The following is a 16,038-nucleotide window of genomic DNA, read 5'->3' as shown; positions in this document are numbered from 1 at the left end:
GGCGGAATTATCCCGGCCGGATGCTCCGGGCGGTAGGCGCACCCAGCCGCCGCGTGCCGAACCGCGGCGTGCCTAGCCGCGGTTCCAGGTTCGCCGCCACCAGGGCTGCTTCGGTTCCGGTGCGGGCGCGGCGGCCGCTGCCGCCGTGGCAGCCCGGCTTCGCGCCACCGCACGAGTTCGGCGTCGACGTCGCGGGTCCTCGTGACCACCGGGGGTCCGCCCTGGAGCTGGCGCCGGGCGTCGATCACGCGGGCGTTGAAGTCGGTCAGGATGTCCCGCACCTGCTTCTCGGAGAACTGCTCGTCGAGGCGTGCATCGAGTCCGGCGTCCTCGGTGCGGAGCAGGATGGCCGTGGGGCCCAGCCCCGTGATGTTCTCGCGCTGGAGCAGCCCCTTGACCCACCAGTCCGGGTCGTATACCTCGCCGAGGCCGGGAATGGGTTTGCCGGCGTACTTGAGGTTGTCGAACTTCCCCTGCGCCATGGCGTCGCGGATCAGGTAGTCGGCCTTGGCGGCGTCGTCCACCGCGGCCCGCTTCTGCCGGAGTTCCTCCTCGGCCACGCTGAGCTCGTCGTTCTCCTGGACCGTGCTGCCGCTGGCCCGGATGGAGCGCAGCTCTGCCGCCCGTTCCACCCGGCGCCGGAACGCCGAGCCTCCCCCGCTGCCCATGGGCCACCGTCCTTCCCGCCTGCCGGAACCTGTCCCGGAATCCCGGGTTTGCCTTCCAGTATGCGCAACAACCGGCCGGGGCCGAAAGGCCCGTGCGCCGCGGACCCGGGGCTATTCAGTCCCCGTCGAGGCAGAGCACAAAGCGGGGAAAGACGTGCCGTCCGGGGCGTCCGTCCACCACGTCGATGGCCCGGCGGAGCTCGACGAGGTCGTCCACGCTGAGCTGCAGGGGCGCCTCGTCCGGCTGGTAGGTGGTGTATACCGGGTAGTCGACGCCGGGCTTCCCCGCCATCTCGATGTGGCAGCCCAGCACGTGGCTGACCGGGTTTTCCGCGCAGAAGCGCACCAGCGTGTCGATGGTGCGGACAAAGGCGGCCCAGTCCTGGATGTAGAGCCTGCCGGGGTAGACGGTGTCGCCGGTCAGCAGGAACCCGGTGTACCGGTCGTAGAAGGTGACGGCGGCGCTGTGGTGTCCCGGGCTGGGCCAGCACTGCAGTTCCCGGCCGCCCAGGTCGATCCGGGCCGGCGGGCCGTCGTCGTCGGTGAACCCGAAAAACTCCCAGGCGCCGCCCTGCTCCGCGTCCACCACCAGGGTGTCGGGGCGGCCTGCAAACTGGGCATCGCCCGCAATGTGGTCACCGTGCGGGTGGGTGTGGAGCACCAACAGCCCGTAGCCCTCCCTGGGATGGGCGGCGAGCCACGCCTTCACCAGCCCGTCGACGATGCGGCGGAGCGGGAAGAACTCGGCTGCGGCGGTGGCCCCGGTGTCGATCAGCACGGCCCGGGCATTGCCGAACAGCAGGAACATGAACGGCGCCTCGTAGTTGACCGCCATGTTCTGGCGGAGCACGAAGGTGTGCTCGTTGTAGGCGTGGACCTGGATGTCCGGGTCCGTGTTGTGCTTGGCGGACTCCGAGCCGTGGATCCAGGAAACGGTGAGGTCACCCGGCCGGGGGACGCCGGAGGTGAAGTCGATCGCTGCGGGCGCACCCATGGCTACAACCCCGGCAGGACCTGTTCGCGGACCTGCTTCCGGAGGATCTTTCCGAGCATGGAGCGGGGCAGGTCCGGGACGGGAACAATCCGGCGCGGGACCTTGTAGCCGGCGAGGTGCTCGCGGCAGTACGTGCGCAGGGCTTCTTCGTCCAGTTCGGTGCCAGGCTCCAGTTCGACGGCGGCCACCACCAGCTCGCCGCCGCGTTCCAGCGGTTTGCCGATGACGGCGGCGTCCCGGACGTCCGGGTGCAGGCGCAGCACGGACTCCACCTCGGTGGGCGAGACGTTGAAGCCGCCGGTGATGATCAGTTCCTTGGCCCGGTCCACCACTGTGGTGAAGCCGTCCTGGTCCACAGTGACCACGTCGCCGGTGCGCAGCCAGCCGTCGGCGGTGAGGGTTTTCGCGGTTTCCTCCGGGTTGTTCCAGTAGCCCTGGAAGACCTGCGGGCCCTTGATCAGCAGCTCGCCGGGCTGGCCCTGCGGGACCTCCACGGTGGCGTCGTCGACGTCGACCACTTTCATCAGGGTGGACGGGAACGGCACCCCGATGGTGCCGGTGCGGCGGGTGGGGTGGAAGGGGTTGCCGAGCGCCACCGGGGAGGACTCCGTCATGCCGTAGCCCTCCACCAGCAGGCCGCCGGAAACGGACTCCCAGAGCTCCACCACGTGGTCGGGCAGGTTCATGGCGCCGGAGATGCAGTACTTGCAGGACCGCAGCGAGACGCCTTTTTCCTTGGCGGCCATGGCGGTGCGCTCGTAGATCGGCGGGACCGCGCAGTAGACGGTGGCGGGCGATTTCTTCATGGCGGCCAGGATCAGGTCCGGGTCGAACTTGGGGAAGAGGACCAGCAGGCCCTGCTTGCGGATGCCGTAGGTCAGGTAGAGCGTCATGCCGAAGGCGTGGAACATCGGCAGGATCGCGTAGAAGATTTCCTTGCGGTATTCGGCGCCGGCCATCCAGGCCTCACCCTGCAGGGCGTTGGCGTAGAGGTTGAAGTGCGTGAGCATCGCGCCCTTGGGCCGGCCGGTGGTGCCGGAGGTGTACTGGATCGCGGCGAGGTCGGTTACCGCCGGGCGGGGGTGTGCCGGGTCGATCCGGCCGTGGCCCAGGAGTTCCTTCCAGGGCATCGTGCCCGGCGCGGGGGCCGTGAGCGACGCCCGGGTCTCGCGCAGCTTCCCGATCGGCAGGGACAGGGCGAGCCGCTTAGCTGCGGGGAGGGCCTCCAGCAGGTTGACCGAGACCACGTGGTCGATCTCGACGTCGGACGGGAACTCGCGGATGGCGGCCGCGGCCTTGTCCCAGGCGATCACAACGCGGGCCTGGTGGTCCTCGAACTGGTGGCGCAGCTCGCGGGAGGTGTATAGCGGGTTGTGCTCGACGACGACGGCACCCAGGCGTAGCACCGCGTAGAAGGCGACGACGTGCTGCGGGCAGTTGGGCAGGATCAGGGCCACCCGGTCCCCGGCCCGGACCCCGAGCCGGCGCAGGCCCTCGGCGGCCCGGTCCACCTGCTCGCCGAGCTCCGCATAGCTGGTCCGGCGGCCGAAGAACTCCAGGGCGGGCGCGCTGCCGGCCTCGGCCACGGACCGCTCCAGCATGGCCACCAGCGACTCCGTGGGCAGTTCGATCTCGGCCGGGACGCCCGGCTGGTAGTTCTTTACCCAGGGCTGCTGGTCAGTGTGCTCCATGCCCACATCATTTCGCGAACTGCGCGTGCGTGCGAATTCGGACGCTCCCTCACCTCTGGCCGCCAAACGACAAACCCTCCCTCAGCTGATCTGAGGGAGCGTCCATCAAGAGACCACCAAACCTGAGGGAGCGTCCGGGGTGGGAGGGCCTACAGCGCGGACCAGCCGCCGTCGGATGCGAGGATGGCGCCGTTAACGTTGGTGCCGTCGTCGCTGAGCAGGAACGTGATCGAGGCCGCCAGCTGCGCCGCCGTGGCCGGGGCCGGGATGTTGGCGCCCATCAGCGGCCCCAGCCGTTCGGCCGCCAGCTGCGAGCCCCAGTCCGCCACGATGTTGGTGATCGTCGCCCCGGGCGCCACGGCGTTGAAGCGCAGGCCCTTCGGCCCGTACATCACCGTGGAGTTCTTGGTCAGGCCGACGACGGCGTGCTTGGACGCGGTGTAAGCCGCACCGGCGGCGGACCCCCGCAGACCGGCCTCGGACGTCACGTTGACCACGGAACCGGTCCCGGCCTCGAGCATCAGCGGGACAACAGCGCGGGTCAGGCGCATCAGGGCCGTGACGTTGACCCGGAACACCCGCTCCCAGACGGCGTCGTCCACCTCGTGAATCGGGGCAAAGTTGTCCATGATGCCCGCGACGTTGGCCAGCGCGTCCACCCGCCCGCCCGCGGCGGCGACTACGGCGTCGACGGCTTCCTCGGTGGAGATGTCGCCGGGCACCGGCACCAGTTCCAGGCCCGGGTTTTGGGCCACCAGGTCGTCCAGGCGCTCCTTGCTGATGTCCGCCGCGATGACCTTGCCGCCCTCTTTAGCGACGCGCAGCGCTGTGGCAAGACCGATGCCGGAGCCGGCGCCCGTGACGATCACGGTCTTGCCGGCGAACCGGCCCGGGGTGATGATTTCCTGCCATGAAGCGTCGTTGCCCATGATGTCCTTCCAGACGTAGATGATCGTGCCGAGCTCGCAAGGTCCCGCCGTCGTAGTTTGACGGGAGGGCGCGCGGTTGTCCACAGTGAGTCAGTGCTCTTGAACGTTGAACAAAGCGCCCCGGGCACCTTCGCCCCCGGCACCCGCCCGCGGCAGTTTGCGGCCCTCATCGCTTTCCTGGCGGCATCCTGGGCGGTTTCGCTGCTGGGCTCCCTGCCGATCAGGATGAACGCCGGCTGGTACGCGGCGGCGGACAAGGCGCCGTGGACCCCGCCCGGGTGGATGTTCACCTCGGCCTGGCTGGCGCTCTACGCGGCGATGGCCGTGGCGGCGTGGCTGGTGTGGCGGCAGCAGCTCTTCCCGCGCCGGAAGGCCCTCACGGTCTACGCGGGCCTGATGCTGCTGAACCTTGCCTGGCCCCTGATGTTCTTCGGCCTGTACCCGGCGCTGGGGACCGCCGCCCTGTGGCTGGCGTTGCTGCTGATCGCGGCGCACACCGCGCTGGCGACCGTGGCGGTGCTGCGCTTCGGGCCGATCAGCACGACGGCGGGTCTGCTGATGCTGCCTTACGTTTCCTGGCTGGTGTTCTCGGCCAGCCTGAACCTTTACGCGGCGGTTCACAACTAGGTGCGGACGCTGCGCGCCGAATTCGCCGGAAACTCCCCTAGTCGCCGGAATGTTCCGGCGAGTTGGCGTGCGTCCGGCGAATTCGACGGCGGGAGGCGGGAGGCGCGGCGGCTCAGGCGTTGGCGTGCTCGGCGAGGATCGCGTCCACCTGGCCCAGCGCCCCCTTCATGCCCTCCTCCATGCCCATGGCGACGATCTTCTCCATCTGGTCCTCCGTTTCGAAGGTGGAGAGCACCGTCATCCGGGTGCGGTCGCCGATGGGTTCCAGCGTCACAACTCCGTGGATGGAGCCCATCTCGGCCACCGGCTCGCCGCTGTCGTCCGAGAAACCGTCGTCGAATGACAGGCTGTGCGGGGCGTCAATGATGACGAACCGCCACCAGCCGCGGGCCTTCTCCCCGTCGGGTCCAGTCATGTAGTAGCTGGCCTCGCCGCCCGGGACAAAGTCGTGCTTCTCGAAGGTGGCCGGCCACGTGGGCGGCCCCCACCACCGCTCCAGCTGGCGCGGATCCTCCCAGATCTGCCACACGCGTTCGACGCCGGCGTCGAACTCCGCGACGATGCTGAGACTCAGCGCCTCAATGTTCTTGACTGAACTGATGACTGTCATGCCCAACCCTTCCTATCCTTGTTAGCCGTCTTCCGCCTCGCTGCTGCCCGGCGGGCCGTTGGGTGGATCCGTGTCGGAGAGCAGGTCCGCGATCCGTTCGGACCGCTGTCGCCAGATAGCTTCGTACTCATCGAGCATCCTGCGGGCCTTCTGCAGTCCGTCGTGGTTGGCCCGCACAATCTGCTCCCGTCCGCGCTTCTCCTTGGTCACCAGGGAAGCGCGTTCCAACGCCGCCACATGTTTCTGGACGGCAGCGAAACTCATGGCGTAGAGCGCGGCGAGCCCGGAGACCGAGTACTCCGCCACCGTCACGCGGCGCACGATGTCCCGGCGGGTCGAGTCGGCAAACGCCTGGAACAGGCGGTCCACCACTTCGTCACTCAACCGATCTACAACCATTTGGTTGTAGGATAGACCCCAGCCGGGTGGCCGTCAACGGGGTTGGCGCCGCCTCACCCCATGAACGTACGGTGGACGTCGCTGCCGTAGCGGCGGATGATGTCCCGCTTGGCGCTCCGGAACGCCTCGAGGTCCCCGCCGTGGCCGTGCTGCTCCGCCCGCCGCCGGGCGAGCTCGTCCGCGATCACGTCCAGGAACAGTTCGGCCAACAGCAGCCGCGCCGAATCGCGGAAACGGCCGCGCCCGTCAACGTAGAGCTGGACGGTGGGGGCGGCGGTGTTGATGATGACCTTGCGCTCCTGCGCGCTATAGACGGCGCGGTCCGCGCTGTTGTGCAGGCTGCGGAACTCATATCCGGTGAAGAGGTCGACGCCGTGGTCCCGGACCGGCCGGTGTCCCTCCTTGTGCCCGCCCCGGTTTGGCCGCCCCTGCTGCCCGACGGCGACGCCGGCACCGCCGGGCGCAACTCCGGCGGCCGAGGGATGCGGCGGCTGGTCGGCGCTCCGGTGCGAGGCGTGCTCGGCGATGACGATCTCGCAGAGCGCCCAGTAGTCGCCGGCCCGGGCCGTGAGCTCGCCCCGGTCACCGGACCGCTCGCCGGTGACGGTCCACTCTAGCCGCCGGGTTTGCCCCAGCGCGTCGACGGCGGCCGGGGCCGGGGCGGGGTCCATCCGCATCGAGCCGGGCAGGTCCGCCTCGAAAGTGAGCGTCCCGCCGTCGGGCAGCCGGGCGGGATCCAGCAGCAGGGACACATGGAACGGCTGGCCCGGCGGCCGGTAGTAGAACGGGGTGGTAAAGCGCAGCGCCGCTGCCTCATCCCCCGCCGGCAGGCCGTTCCCCGGCCTCGGCGCGGTCTCCAGCCCCAGGTCGACGACGGCCGCCGCGTTCATGTGCTGCAGCAGCTGTTCGATCATTTCGGCGGTGCGCCCGGAGGTGGTGGCACGCTCGAGGTGCGTGAGCTTCTCCTTCTCGGCCTGCACGGCGTCGGCGAGCATCCGGCTCACGGCCCGGGCGAACGCGGCCACAAAGGGGTCGCGCGGGTTCAGGCCCTCGCGCTCGTCGCTGATGACCGCCCGGCCGCGGCCCAGCATCCCGGTCAGGGCATCGCAGCGCACCGCGCCGAAGAGGTATTCGGTGCCCACCTGGTTTTCGAAGTCGAAGAGCTGACAGTCCAGGACGGCCTGCCCGGACAGGACGATGAGGCCGTTGGTGCGTTCGTCGCCCTTAAGGGTCAGCTCGGTGTCCCTGGCGCGTTTCAGCGTGAGGGTGAACGGGTACTCCTGGCCCTCAAAATCGACGCTGCCCGGCAGGTCCGGCCCCAGCAGCAGCGCCGCCGGCGGCTCCCGGAACCGGACCGGCTCCCTGCGGTAGTCGCCCGCTCCCGGCTGCCCGTGTTCCAGCTCCACGCTCCGGCGCCCCAGCACCGCGCGCAGGTAGATGTTGTCGGCGAGGGACTCCAGCAGGGTGCTGTACTGGGTGATCCGGACGTGGGGATTGTCGACGACGACGCTCACCCGGGTGCCGCTGGCCGCCGGCTCTTCGTCGATCCCCAGCCGGGCGTAGTCGGCGGGGAAGGCGCGCCGGTCCTCGCCGCCGTCGTCGTAGAGGTAGCCGCCGTTCTCGCCGCGGAAGACGTCGATCCGGGTGAACCGGCCGCCCTGGATGGTCTCGATCCAGCCGTGGCCCAGGCCGAAGATCGCCTGTTTGAGGCCGCGGCCGAAGTAGCCGCGGCCGTCGCCCTCGCCGCGCGCCAGCGGACTGTGCGCGCCGCCGTAGCTGAGGATCCGGCCGGCCTGCTCGAAGGACATGCCCTCCGCCTGGTCGCCGACCGTGATCACCGCGCCGGCGTGGTGGCGCTCGTACCGCACGTGGATCCGGCCGCTCGTGTGCCCGCCGGTTCTTTCGAGGCGGGCGTAACTGTCGTCGCTGTTGGTGATCAGCTCCACCAGCGCTTTCTCGACCGAGGCAAAGCGCCGCGAGTCGATCCCGATCACGCGCTGGTCCACCTGGATTTCGGCAACCGTCATGCTGAATCCCTCGCTCACACCGAAGCTGGTACGAAACGTGCCTCAGCCCGCCTGAGCCGCGCCGGGCCGGGCCGATACGTGGAGCGTAGCAGTTCTGCACCATTTGGCACGGTGTGCGACGACGGCCCGTCCCCTATCGGGGCCGGCGCGAAAATCTCCGTTCAGGTTAGAGGGCCCGTACGCTGAGGCGATGAGGCAAAAGCTGGAAGTCGTTCTGGTCCACGGATTGTGGCATCAGCCGGCGCACTTCGACCGCCTGGCGGAAGAACTGCGCGGACAGGGAGCGACCGTTCACATCCCCCGGCTGCACCGCGGCTCGCTCGCGGCCGACACTTCAACGGTCCAGGCGACCGTTGACCGGTGCCTGACGGAGCCCGTCGTTGTGGGCCATTCCTACGGAGGATCCGTCATTACGGGGCTGGACCGGGTCCGTCATCTGGTCTACGCCGCGGCCTTCGTGCCGGCCGCCGGCGAGAGCGGTGCGCTGCTGGGCGGCGCCGGGGCGCTGGTGAACGCAGCGGTACACCGCCATGAGGATGGGAGCACCAGCATCCGGCCGGAGAAGGCCCGGGAGGTCCTCTATGCCGACTGCACCGAAGCCGACAGCGAGCGCGCTGCCGGGCTGCTCGTGCGACAGCGGCCCGGTCACGGCCGTGGGGTTCCCGACCGCATCGCGTGGGAAAGCGTCGGGAGCACCTACCTCAGATGCGAACAGGACCGGGCCCTTAGTCCCGGGCTTCAGGAACGTATGGGCGAGCGCTGCACCACCGTGGTCAGCCTGGATGCGAGCCATTCGCCGTTCATCAGCCGCCCCCGGCAGCTCGCCGGCCTGATCCTGGGGACTTAGCCGGAGTCGAGAAGGGCCTTAACGGGAGCGCGGCGCCGTGGTGGAATCGGGTTCGTCCTGCCTGAGGCCTCCGGAGTCGGAGACGAACCCGTTGAGCCAGGCCACGGCGTCGTCCCTGGACGTGAAAAATTCGTGCGGGTACTGGGTGTCCCGGCTGGTTGCCGCGGCCACGACGCGGTCCACCGCGCTGGATCCCAGCACGGCGATGGCCAGCACATCAATCGACTTGGCGAACTCGTAGCGCGCCGCTGCGCTGATCTCCACGTCCGTCATCACGGAAAGCATGGGCATCCGCCCCGCCTCGGCGAGCAGCGCGGTGGCCCGCATCGCGTCCCGGGCGTCAACGACGTCGACAAACGACCCCGGCGCCCAGACCGACTCGATGATGCCGCCATTGACGCATAGGGAGTTCTTCCCGCTCGCAGCAAGGATTGGTTCTGGCGTCATTCGGCCAAGTCTAGGCGCGGCCGGGCCACTCGGCGGGACAACACGGCGCAGTAGAGTGTGGTCATTGTCGGCTCGTCTCAGTCCAGGAACCGGCAGCCGGAAAACTATGAGGGGCAGCCGTGGCTCACGCCGAGAACGACCTCACCATCAACCGTTCACCCGAGGACGTATTTGCATTCCTCGCCGACGGGCTGAACAACGCTGCGTGGCGGTCGGGGATTCAGAGCATTGCACTTAAGACGGGCACCCCGGGTGCCGTCGGGGCAATCTACGCCCAGACACTCTCTGGGCCAGGCGGGCGGCCCATCACCGGTGACTACGAGATCACCGCCGCGGACCCAGGGAGGCGGCTGGACTTCCAGGTTGTCGCGGGCCCGGCACGTCCGGCCGGAACGTACCACCTGAGCGAAGCTACGGGCGGAACCACCGTTCGTTTCAGCCTGGACCTTGAGCCCAAGGGACTTATGAAGGTTGTCGGGCCGATGATCGCCCGGACCATGCGCGCCGAGGTGGACCAGCTGGGCACCCTTAAGCGAGTCCTTGAGTCGGCTTAGCGCCCCACGATCCGCCGCCGCGCCGCCCGACAGCTAGTCGGCGCGCTGTTCACCCTCCCTACACGCACGGTTCATTACCCATGCGTAGCTTGGGGGAAGTCCCAGAGACCCAACCTTTGAGAGGCTTTCCCATGCGCACGACTCGTACCCGAGGCATCCTCACCGCCGCCGCAGCCTTCGTGCTGGCCGCGTCCGCAATTGGCGGCACCGCTGCCGCCCAGGCTGCAGGAACCAACGATCAGCCCGCCGGAAACGGAGCAGGTTCCCATCATGAAACGGATACCGCACTGGCCGACGCGTTCGACGGCGTCGACCGCAACACGAAGTGGCAGCAGACGTCCAAGCTGAAGCTGAACTTCCCCACGTACCACACCGAAGGAATCGCTTACAGCCAGGACCACATCTTCCTCTCCGCCGTACAGATCACCGAACCCACCACAAAGTTTCCGACCCCGCAGAACGGCTTCGACCGTTCGCCCGGCAAGGGCATCGGTCACCTGTTTGTGATGGACACTGCCGGAAACCTGCAGAAGGACATCGTCCTGGGCGAAGGAGACATGTACCACCCGGGCGGCATCGACTTCGACGGCACCAGTGTGTGGGTCCCGGTGGCCCAGTACCGGCCCAACAGCAGCGCGATCATCTACAAGGTCGACGCGAACAGGCTCGACGTGCACAAACAGTTCGAGGTGCCGGACCACTTCGGCGGCATCGTGATGGACAAGCAGACGGGCCACTTGGTCGGCAACACCTGGGGCTCGCGCCGCTTCGCCGAATGGGACCTTCAGGGCAAGCAGCTCTCAACCTGGGAAAACCCGAACTTCTTCATCGACTACCAGGACTGCCAGTACGTGCCCAACGCCAAGATGCTTTGCGGCGGCATCACCAACCTGCCGCAGACCCCGGCGGCCGGCGGCGCCGGAGCCACGTACGAACTCGGTGGCATGGCAATGATCGACCTCAAGTCCCACGGCGTAACCCGCGAGGCCCCGTTCCAGCAGTGGTCCACTGCCGGGCACGTCGCCACTCGCAACCCCTTCAAGATGACCGCCGACGGCGACCACCTCACCATGAAGGTCGCGCCCGACAACGGCGAAGAGGGCAACGGCACCGAAATCCTCACCTACGAGGCCGCCGTCACCCCGGCCAAATAGGCCGGCTCGCTGAGCGCCATGTTCAACTTCGATAGGCAGCGCTCCGATAAGGTCCTGCTCGACGAACAGACCGGCGCCGTAGAGTCCATCACCAAGGACAAGGGCGACAGCGGCGGCAAAAGCCGCGACAAGTAGCCTCGGGGCCGGATTCGCTGCCAGCTCAGAGAACCGTCAGGAAACGCCACCCGCCGGATAGGGGGTGGCGTTTCCTTTTGCCGGTTCGTGGTTACGTCCACCGCCCACTCGGCCGGGTGCCAGCCGCGGCAGTATGATCAACGCGATGACCGGAGCCGCAGCCCGCTCTGGTTGATTGTTAGCACCGGCCCCCTCACGCCGCGGGAGCTGCCGTCCCGGCCGGGGACGGTCCCCGTATCACGCATTCTTGGGTTCAATGGATTCCTTCTTGCTGACCCTCAACATCGTTGACGGCCCCCTGATCGTGACGTTCTACGCGCTGAGTGTGGGCTTCGCCGTCGCGCTTCTGCTCGGACGTCGGCTGCGGCTCCTGGTCTTCCCGGCCAAGGCGGGGGTGGTTGGCGCCGCCGTCGGCGCCGCGCTCCTGATTGTTTCGGAGGGCCTGATGCACGCCTTCGGCGGCCCGCTGGGGTGGCACGTCCGGCTCTGGGTGATCGCGTGCTTCGCGGGGCTGGGAATCTGCGCGGCCAGTCTCCGGCGATCACGGCCGTGGCGGAAAGCGCTGGCGTGCGCAGCGGCCCTCGTTTTTGCCGTCACCGCGGTGCTGGGAGTCAACGCCTACTACGGTCTGCACCCGACTGTGGCGTCCTTGCTGGGGATTTCCCTCGCCCCCAGGATCGAGCTGGATCCCGTCAAACCCCACACCCCGGCCAAGCATCAGGCGCCGCTGTGGGAGCGCTGGAAGGCGCCGGAGCAGCTGCCGCCGGAGGGAACAACAGCCCAGATCGCCATCCCGCCAACAGTGTCCGGTTTCGACTCGCGGCCGGCGGGGCTGTATCTTCCCCCGGCGGCCCTGGTGGCCGACCCGCCCGCCCTACCGCTAGTGGTTTTTATGATGGGGCAGCCCGGGAATCCGGACCCCCAGTACGTCAAGACGATTCTGGATGACTTTGCCTCACGCCACGACGGGCTGGCCCCCATCGTGATCGTCGCAGACCAACTCAGGAACCCCGCCGTCGACAATCTCTGCCTGGATTCGCCGCTCCACGGACGTCCCGAAACGTTCATTAACCGCGACGTGGTGGACTGGGCGCGGGGCCACCTGCACATCATCGACGACCGCAAGTATTGGACCATCGCCGGCTATTCCCACGGCGGCCAATGCGCGATCTCTTTTGCGGCAAAGTATCCCTCCGTCTGGGGCAACGTCCTGGACATCTCCGGGGAGGAATACCCGGGAGCGGAAGAACCGGAGACCAACCTGCGGGAGATGTTCGGCGGCAGCCAGGCGGCCTACGACGCCGAGAAACCAGCCAACATCCTGAAGCAGCGGAAGTACCCGGACACCACGGCCATCTTCACGGCGTCCACCGACGATCCGGTGTACCTGGAGGCGGCCCGCCACCTTTCCGCCGCGGCAACTGCCGCGGGAATGACCGTCACGTACCACGAGGTTCCCAATGGCGGCCATGTCATCGGGGCGCTGAACGGCGGGCTCAGCGCGGGCTTCGACGTCCTCTATCCGCGGTTGGAGCTCTCCGGCCCCTGACTTTTCAGCCGCCGGGCCGCCCTGCGGAGCTGCGCGCCGGTCCGCCACCGGCCGGCCACGGACATCGCCCGGGTCCACAGCGCCCAATACGCCACCCCCGCGGCGAGCGAGGCCGCCACGGCGACGGCCGGGCTGATTCCGGCGAGCGGCGGGTACACCAGCCAGTGCACCAGGTACGCATAAAGAGAGGCGCTGGCCAGGAGCACGGTGAGCCTGCGGAGCGCCGCCGGCACCGGGAGGCTGGGCAGCCAGATGAGCAGCAGGATCCCGGCCAGCAGCGTTCCTTCCCGGGCCGCGTTCTCGAAGAACCCCGGCACGGTCAGCACGGCGATGGCCGAAACCACACACCGCTGGGCCGCCGTCCGGGACCGTGCAATGGCCCAGCCCAGGGCGAAGAGCCAGAGCGCCGGCGCCGTGTGCGGCACGCCGGGATCCACCAGCTCGTAGCGGGTGAGCAGGCCGGCGCCGGTCAGGGCCAGCGGCAGCAGCAGGGGGAAGCGCCGCTCGGCGCGGTCCGCCCACGGTATGGCCAGCAGGGCCGTCATGGCCAGGAGCAGGTAGACAAGGACCTCGACGAACCAGAAATGCCACTGGGTGGTCACGGCCTCGGGCCCGATGACGGCATTCAGGAGCAGGACGTTGGCCGGGCTGTAGTTGTCGGTGGCCAGGTAGGCGAACAGGATGAACGCCGTGCTGGGCACCACGATTCTGGCCACGCTGGCCAGCTGCCGCCGCAGCCGCGGCAGGCGCTCCCCGGCGAGCTGGAAGCGGGCGAAGTTGTACCCGGCCACGGCCATCAGGACATGGGCGGCGCCCTGCCACGTGAAGAGTCCAACGTGGGTGCCGATGATCAGGACGATCCCCACCGCCCGCAACACGGTGCCCGTTTCGACCGGGACGAAGACGCGCCGCCGTTTCCGCACCGGCACCCCGCCCGCGCGCTCTTCCAGGTCCCGGACCGGGGTCACGTGCCAGTCCTGCGGGAGGTGGCCCAGGGCCTGCTCCAGCCGCACCGAGGCGGCCACGTAGGACAGCGAGTCCCCGCCGAGCGAGACGAACGTGTCGCCGTCGGCAATCTCCTCGCGCTCCAGGGCGTCCCGGAAAATCCCGCGGACACTGCCCGGGCCGACGGCGACGCCGGCGCCGTCGGCGCCCGCCTCCGCGGCCACGGTCCCCCGCTCGGGCCGGGACAGCGCCAGGACGGCCTGATAGTCGAGTTTGCCTGAGGCCAGGCGCGGGAGCTCATCGACGGCGTGGAGTTGGAGGGCCGCGCGCGGCAACCCCATCCCCTGGGCGAGGACCTTGCCCAGCAGGCGGGTGTCGTGGTCGCCTTCGACGGCGACGACGATGCCGTCGTCCGTCCCGGCCGCGGCCGCCTGCACGCCGAGGTCTGCCAGGAGTCGTTCCACCTGCCCCAGGTCGACGCGCAGTCCGACGATCTTGACGAACCTGCTGCGCCGGCCCACCACCTCGTACACTCCTGCGGGGTGCTGCCGGGCGAGATCGCCTGTGCGGAGTTCCGTGATGGTCCGGCCCAAGGCGAGGTCCGCCGGGGTCTCGGCATAGCCCAGCATGACGTTGGGGCCGGAGTAGACCAGTTCGCCGTGCTCCAGGCCAGGAACCGGGTCGATCCGGAACGAACCGCCGGGCACGGCGACGCCAACAGCGCCGGGGACGTTGGCGGCGAGTTCCGGCGGCAGGTACGCCATCCGGGCGGTCGCCTCGGTTTGGCCGTACATCACGAAGAGGTCCCAGCCGTTCCGGCGGCCCAGCTCGGCGTACCGGCGCACCGACTCCGGCGCCAACCGGCCGCCGGCCTGGGTGACGTAGCGCAGCCCGGGCAGCTCCATGTCCGCGAACCCCACGCGTTCGAGCAGCTCGAACGTGTACGGCACCGCCGCGAACGCCGTCGCCCCACGGTTTCGGAACAGATCCCAGAAACACGGGTCGACGACGGAGAGGTCCGTGAGGACCAGGCCTGCGCCGCGGAGCAGGTGGCTGTTGATCACCGACAGCCCGTAGCAGTAGGACATGGGCAGCGTCGTCGCGGCGCGGTCGTTCGGGGCGATGTCCAGGTATGCCGCAATGGATTCGGCGTTGGACTGCAGGTTGGTGTGCGAGAGGCGGACGAGCTTGGGCGAGCCCGTGGATCCGGAGGTGCTGAGCAGCAGGGCAAGATCCGGATGGAGCTCGTGCCGTGTGCCGGGCCGCCTTTCCTCCAGGAGCGGGTGCCCGCCGCCGGGCCGGAGCACGACGTCGGGGTCGTAGGCCGCAAGCAGGGAGTCCAGGGCGGCGGGCTTGTCCTCGGGCAGGAGGATGAGAGGGTGGCCGCCCGTCAGCGCCGCCAGGTAGGCGACGAGCGAGCCGACGTCGTTCGCGGCGGTCAACGCCACGAGCCGGCGTTCGGGGCCGAGCCGGAGGGCGAGTTCGTCGACGCGTTCGGCCAGCTCCCGGTAGCTCAGGGTCAGGGTGTCGGTCAGGATGGCGGGTCGGTCCCCGTAGCTCGCAAGGTCGGCGGCGAAGGGCACCCGCATAAAGTCAAGCTGCGTGGTCACCCGGACGATGGTATTGGCTTAGGCTTGCCTAAGCCAAATTAGGATACAAAAGCTTTGCGTAATACGGGTGCGTTGCGGGTGCGACCGTCCGGCGGCGAGGCGGCGGCGAGGCGGGTGATCCTTGACCGTCCGGCCCGGCGGGCGGGACACTTGGGGAGTGAACAGGGACGACGAAGTGAAGGCTCTCGGGATTGTCGTCGACCGCCTAGCGGAACGTTTTCCGCACCTCTCGCGCTCCAGCATCGAAGAGGCCGTGCGGGAGGAACACCAGGCACTGGATGGTGGCCGGATCCGCGACTTCGTGCCGGTCCTTGTTGAACATGCAGCCAAGGCGCGCCTGTCCGGCTGAGCTACCCGGCTCAGGCGGGAGTCCGCCCTAGGATCGACCCCATGGAGACCTTCCTCCGGCCCGGGTGCGCGCCTGATCAACAGGGCGCGCCCAAAGTCGCCGTTGTTGTTCCCGGCGCGGGCTATAAGGTCGAGTCTCCCCTGTTGGACTGGCCCGCCGAATTGCTCAAGGACCGCGGCTGGCACGTCCGCGCCATCCGCTGGACGGACGCCGCCATCCGCACAACGCTCTCCCGGACCACCAAAGCCGATCTGCTGATCGGCGGATTGCGTGACAAGTTCTGGGACACCGCCGGACTGTCCGGGACCGCCGGCACCTTTGTTGAGATCGACGACGCCGACCACTCCCTGCAGGTGCCGAACGACTGGCGCGCCTCGCAGGCAGCCCAGGCGCAGGCATTCACCGCTGCTGAACGTTTCGTGGTCGATATCGGGATTGATCACCCTCGGTTTTTCCTTAATAGCGCTGCTTTCGAGCCGGACGCCGCCGGCAAGCCACAATGA

Annotated in this window: 15 protein-coding genes and 1 pseudogene; 7 read left to right on the top strand and 9 right to left on the bottom strand. The window is 68.7% G+C overall.

The genetic code is table 11. The features are described from left to right. Window positions 1–72: 72 nt before the first annotated feature. The 4 genes and pseudogenes from E7Y32_RS07575 to E7Y32_RS07560 all read right to left on the bottom strand — a co-directional run bounded on the left by E7Y32_RS07575 (window position 73) and on the right by E7Y32_RS07560 (window position 4,282). A pseudogene (locus E7Y32_RS07575) lies at window positions 73–668 on the bottom strand (DUF1992 domain-containing protein). 115 nt (window positions 669–783) lie between these two features. Continuing rightward, window positions 784–1,662, bottom strand: a complete 879-nt coding sequence (locus tag E7Y32_RS07570) for an MBL fold metallo-hydrolase (protein WP_146336593.1) — start codon at window positions 1,660–1,662, stop codon at window positions 784–786. A gap of 2 nt (window positions 1,663–1,664) precedes the next feature. Next, the gene (locus E7Y32_RS07565; protein ID WP_146336592.1) at window positions 1,665–3,353 is read right to left on the bottom strand and encodes a long-chain-fatty-acid--CoA ligase; all 1,689 of its coding nucleotides are present in this window, start codon (window positions 3,351–3,353) and stop codon (window positions 1,665–1,667) included. Between the two features lie 149 nt (window positions 3,354–3,502). Next, window positions 3,503–4,282: an SDR family NAD(P)-dependent oxidoreductase gene (locus tag E7Y32_RS07560; RefSeq protein ID WP_146336591.1), complete on the bottom strand. Its 780-nt coding sequence runs from the start codon at window positions 4,280–4,282 to the stop codon at window positions 3,503–3,505. A gap of 93 nt (window positions 4,283–4,375) precedes the next feature. On the opposite strand from E7Y32_RS07560, the gene E7Y32_RS07555 reads away from it, so the two are divergent. Further along, a complete protein-coding gene (locus E7Y32_RS07555) occupies window positions 4,376–4,909 on the top strand; it encodes a TspO/MBR family protein (RefSeq protein ID WP_186467075.1) in 534 nt (177 codons plus the stop codon). 112 nt (window positions 4,910–5,021) lie between these two features. On the opposite strand, the gene E7Y32_RS07550 is transcribed toward E7Y32_RS07555, so the two are convergent. From E7Y32_RS07550 to E7Y32_RS07540, 3 genes are read right to left on the bottom strand one after another with little or no spacing between them, the layout of a single operon-like run. Then, window positions 5,022–5,519, bottom strand: coding sequence for an SRPBCC domain-containing protein (locus E7Y32_RS07550; protein WP_146336590.1), 498 nt, complete (start codon window positions 5,517–5,519; stop codon window positions 5,022–5,024). Window positions 5,520–5,540: 21 nt separating this feature from the next. Next, the gene (locus tag E7Y32_RS07545; RefSeq protein WP_146336589.1) at window positions 5,541–5,918 is read right to left on the bottom strand and encodes a metalloregulator ArsR/SmtB family transcription factor; all 378 of its coding nucleotides are present in this window, start codon (window positions 5,916–5,918) and stop codon (window positions 5,541–5,543) included. 53 nt (window positions 5,919–5,971) lie between these two features. Next, window positions 5,972–7,945, bottom strand: coding sequence for an ATP-binding protein (locus E7Y32_RS07540; RefSeq protein ID WP_146336588.1), 1,974 nt, complete (start codon window positions 7,943–7,945; stop codon window positions 5,972–5,974). Between the two features lie 190 nt (window positions 7,946–8,135). Here E7Y32_RS07540 and E7Y32_RS07535 point away from each other — a divergent pair, with 190 nt between their 5' ends. Continuing rightward, complete coding sequence (locus E7Y32_RS07535) at window positions 8,136–8,792, top strand: alpha/beta hydrolase (protein ID WP_146336587.1); 657 nt, start codon at window positions 8,136–8,138, stop codon at window positions 8,790–8,792. An 18-nt stretch (window positions 8,793–8,810) separates the two neighbouring features. Here the strand turns inward: E7Y32_RS07535 and E7Y32_RS07530 are convergent, their stop codons facing one another. Next, entirely contained in the window at window positions 8,811–9,239 is a 429-nt protein-coding gene (locus E7Y32_RS07530) for an STAS/SEC14 domain-containing protein (protein WP_146336586.1), read from the bottom strand. A gap of 119 nt (window positions 9,240–9,358) precedes the next feature. Between E7Y32_RS07530 and E7Y32_RS07525 the strand changes: the two genes are divergently transcribed. The 3 genes from E7Y32_RS07525 (at window position 9,359) to E7Y32_RS07515 (ending at window position 12,631) form a co-directional block, all read left to right on the top strand. Continuing rightward, a complete protein-coding gene (locus E7Y32_RS07525; protein WP_146336585.1) occupies window positions 9,359–9,793 on the top strand; it encodes an SRPBCC family protein in 435 nt (144 codons plus the stop codon). A 131-nt stretch (window positions 9,794–9,924) separates the two neighbouring features. Next, a complete protein-coding gene (locus E7Y32_RS07520; RefSeq protein ID WP_146336584.1) occupies window positions 9,925–10,947 on the top strand; it encodes a DUF6454 family protein in 1,023 nt (340 codons plus the stop codon). Between the two features lie 391 nt (window positions 10,948–11,338). Beyond that, a complete protein-coding gene (locus E7Y32_RS07515; RefSeq protein WP_146336583.1) occupies window positions 11,339–12,631 on the top strand; it encodes an esterase family protein in 1,293 nt (430 codons plus the stop codon). Here the strand turns inward: E7Y32_RS07515 and E7Y32_RS07510 are convergent. Beyond that, entirely contained in the window at window positions 12,601–15,186 is a 2,586-nt protein-coding gene (locus E7Y32_RS07510) for an AMP-binding protein (protein ID WP_261382574.1), read from the bottom strand. The genes E7Y32_RS07515 and E7Y32_RS07510 overlap by 31 nt on opposite strands. A gap of 157 nt (window positions 15,187–15,343) precedes the next feature. Between E7Y32_RS07510 and E7Y32_RS07505 the strand changes: the two genes are divergently transcribed. Both E7Y32_RS07505 and E7Y32_RS07500 read left to right on the top strand, forming a co-directional pair. Beyond that, window positions 15,344–15,535 (top strand): three-helix bundle dimerization domain-containing protein, encoded by a 192-nt coding sequence (locus E7Y32_RS07505; RefSeq protein WP_146336582.1) that lies wholly within the window; start codon window positions 15,344–15,346, stop codon window positions 15,533–15,535. 41 nt (window positions 15,536–15,576) lie between these two features. Continuing rightward, window positions 15,577–16,038 (top strand): hypothetical protein, encoded by a 462-nt coding sequence (locus tag E7Y32_RS07500; RefSeq protein WP_146336581.1) that lies wholly within the window; start codon window positions 15,577–15,579, stop codon window positions 16,036–16,038.

The organism is Arthrobacter sp. UKPF54-2 (assembly GCF_007858535.1).
Taxonomy (GTDB): domain Bacteria; phylum Actinomycetota; class Actinomycetes; order Actinomycetales; family Micrococcaceae; genus Arthrobacter.
The sequence above is the reverse complement of the archived record's forward strand: the minus strand, read 5'-3'. Positions and strand labels throughout refer to the sequence as shown.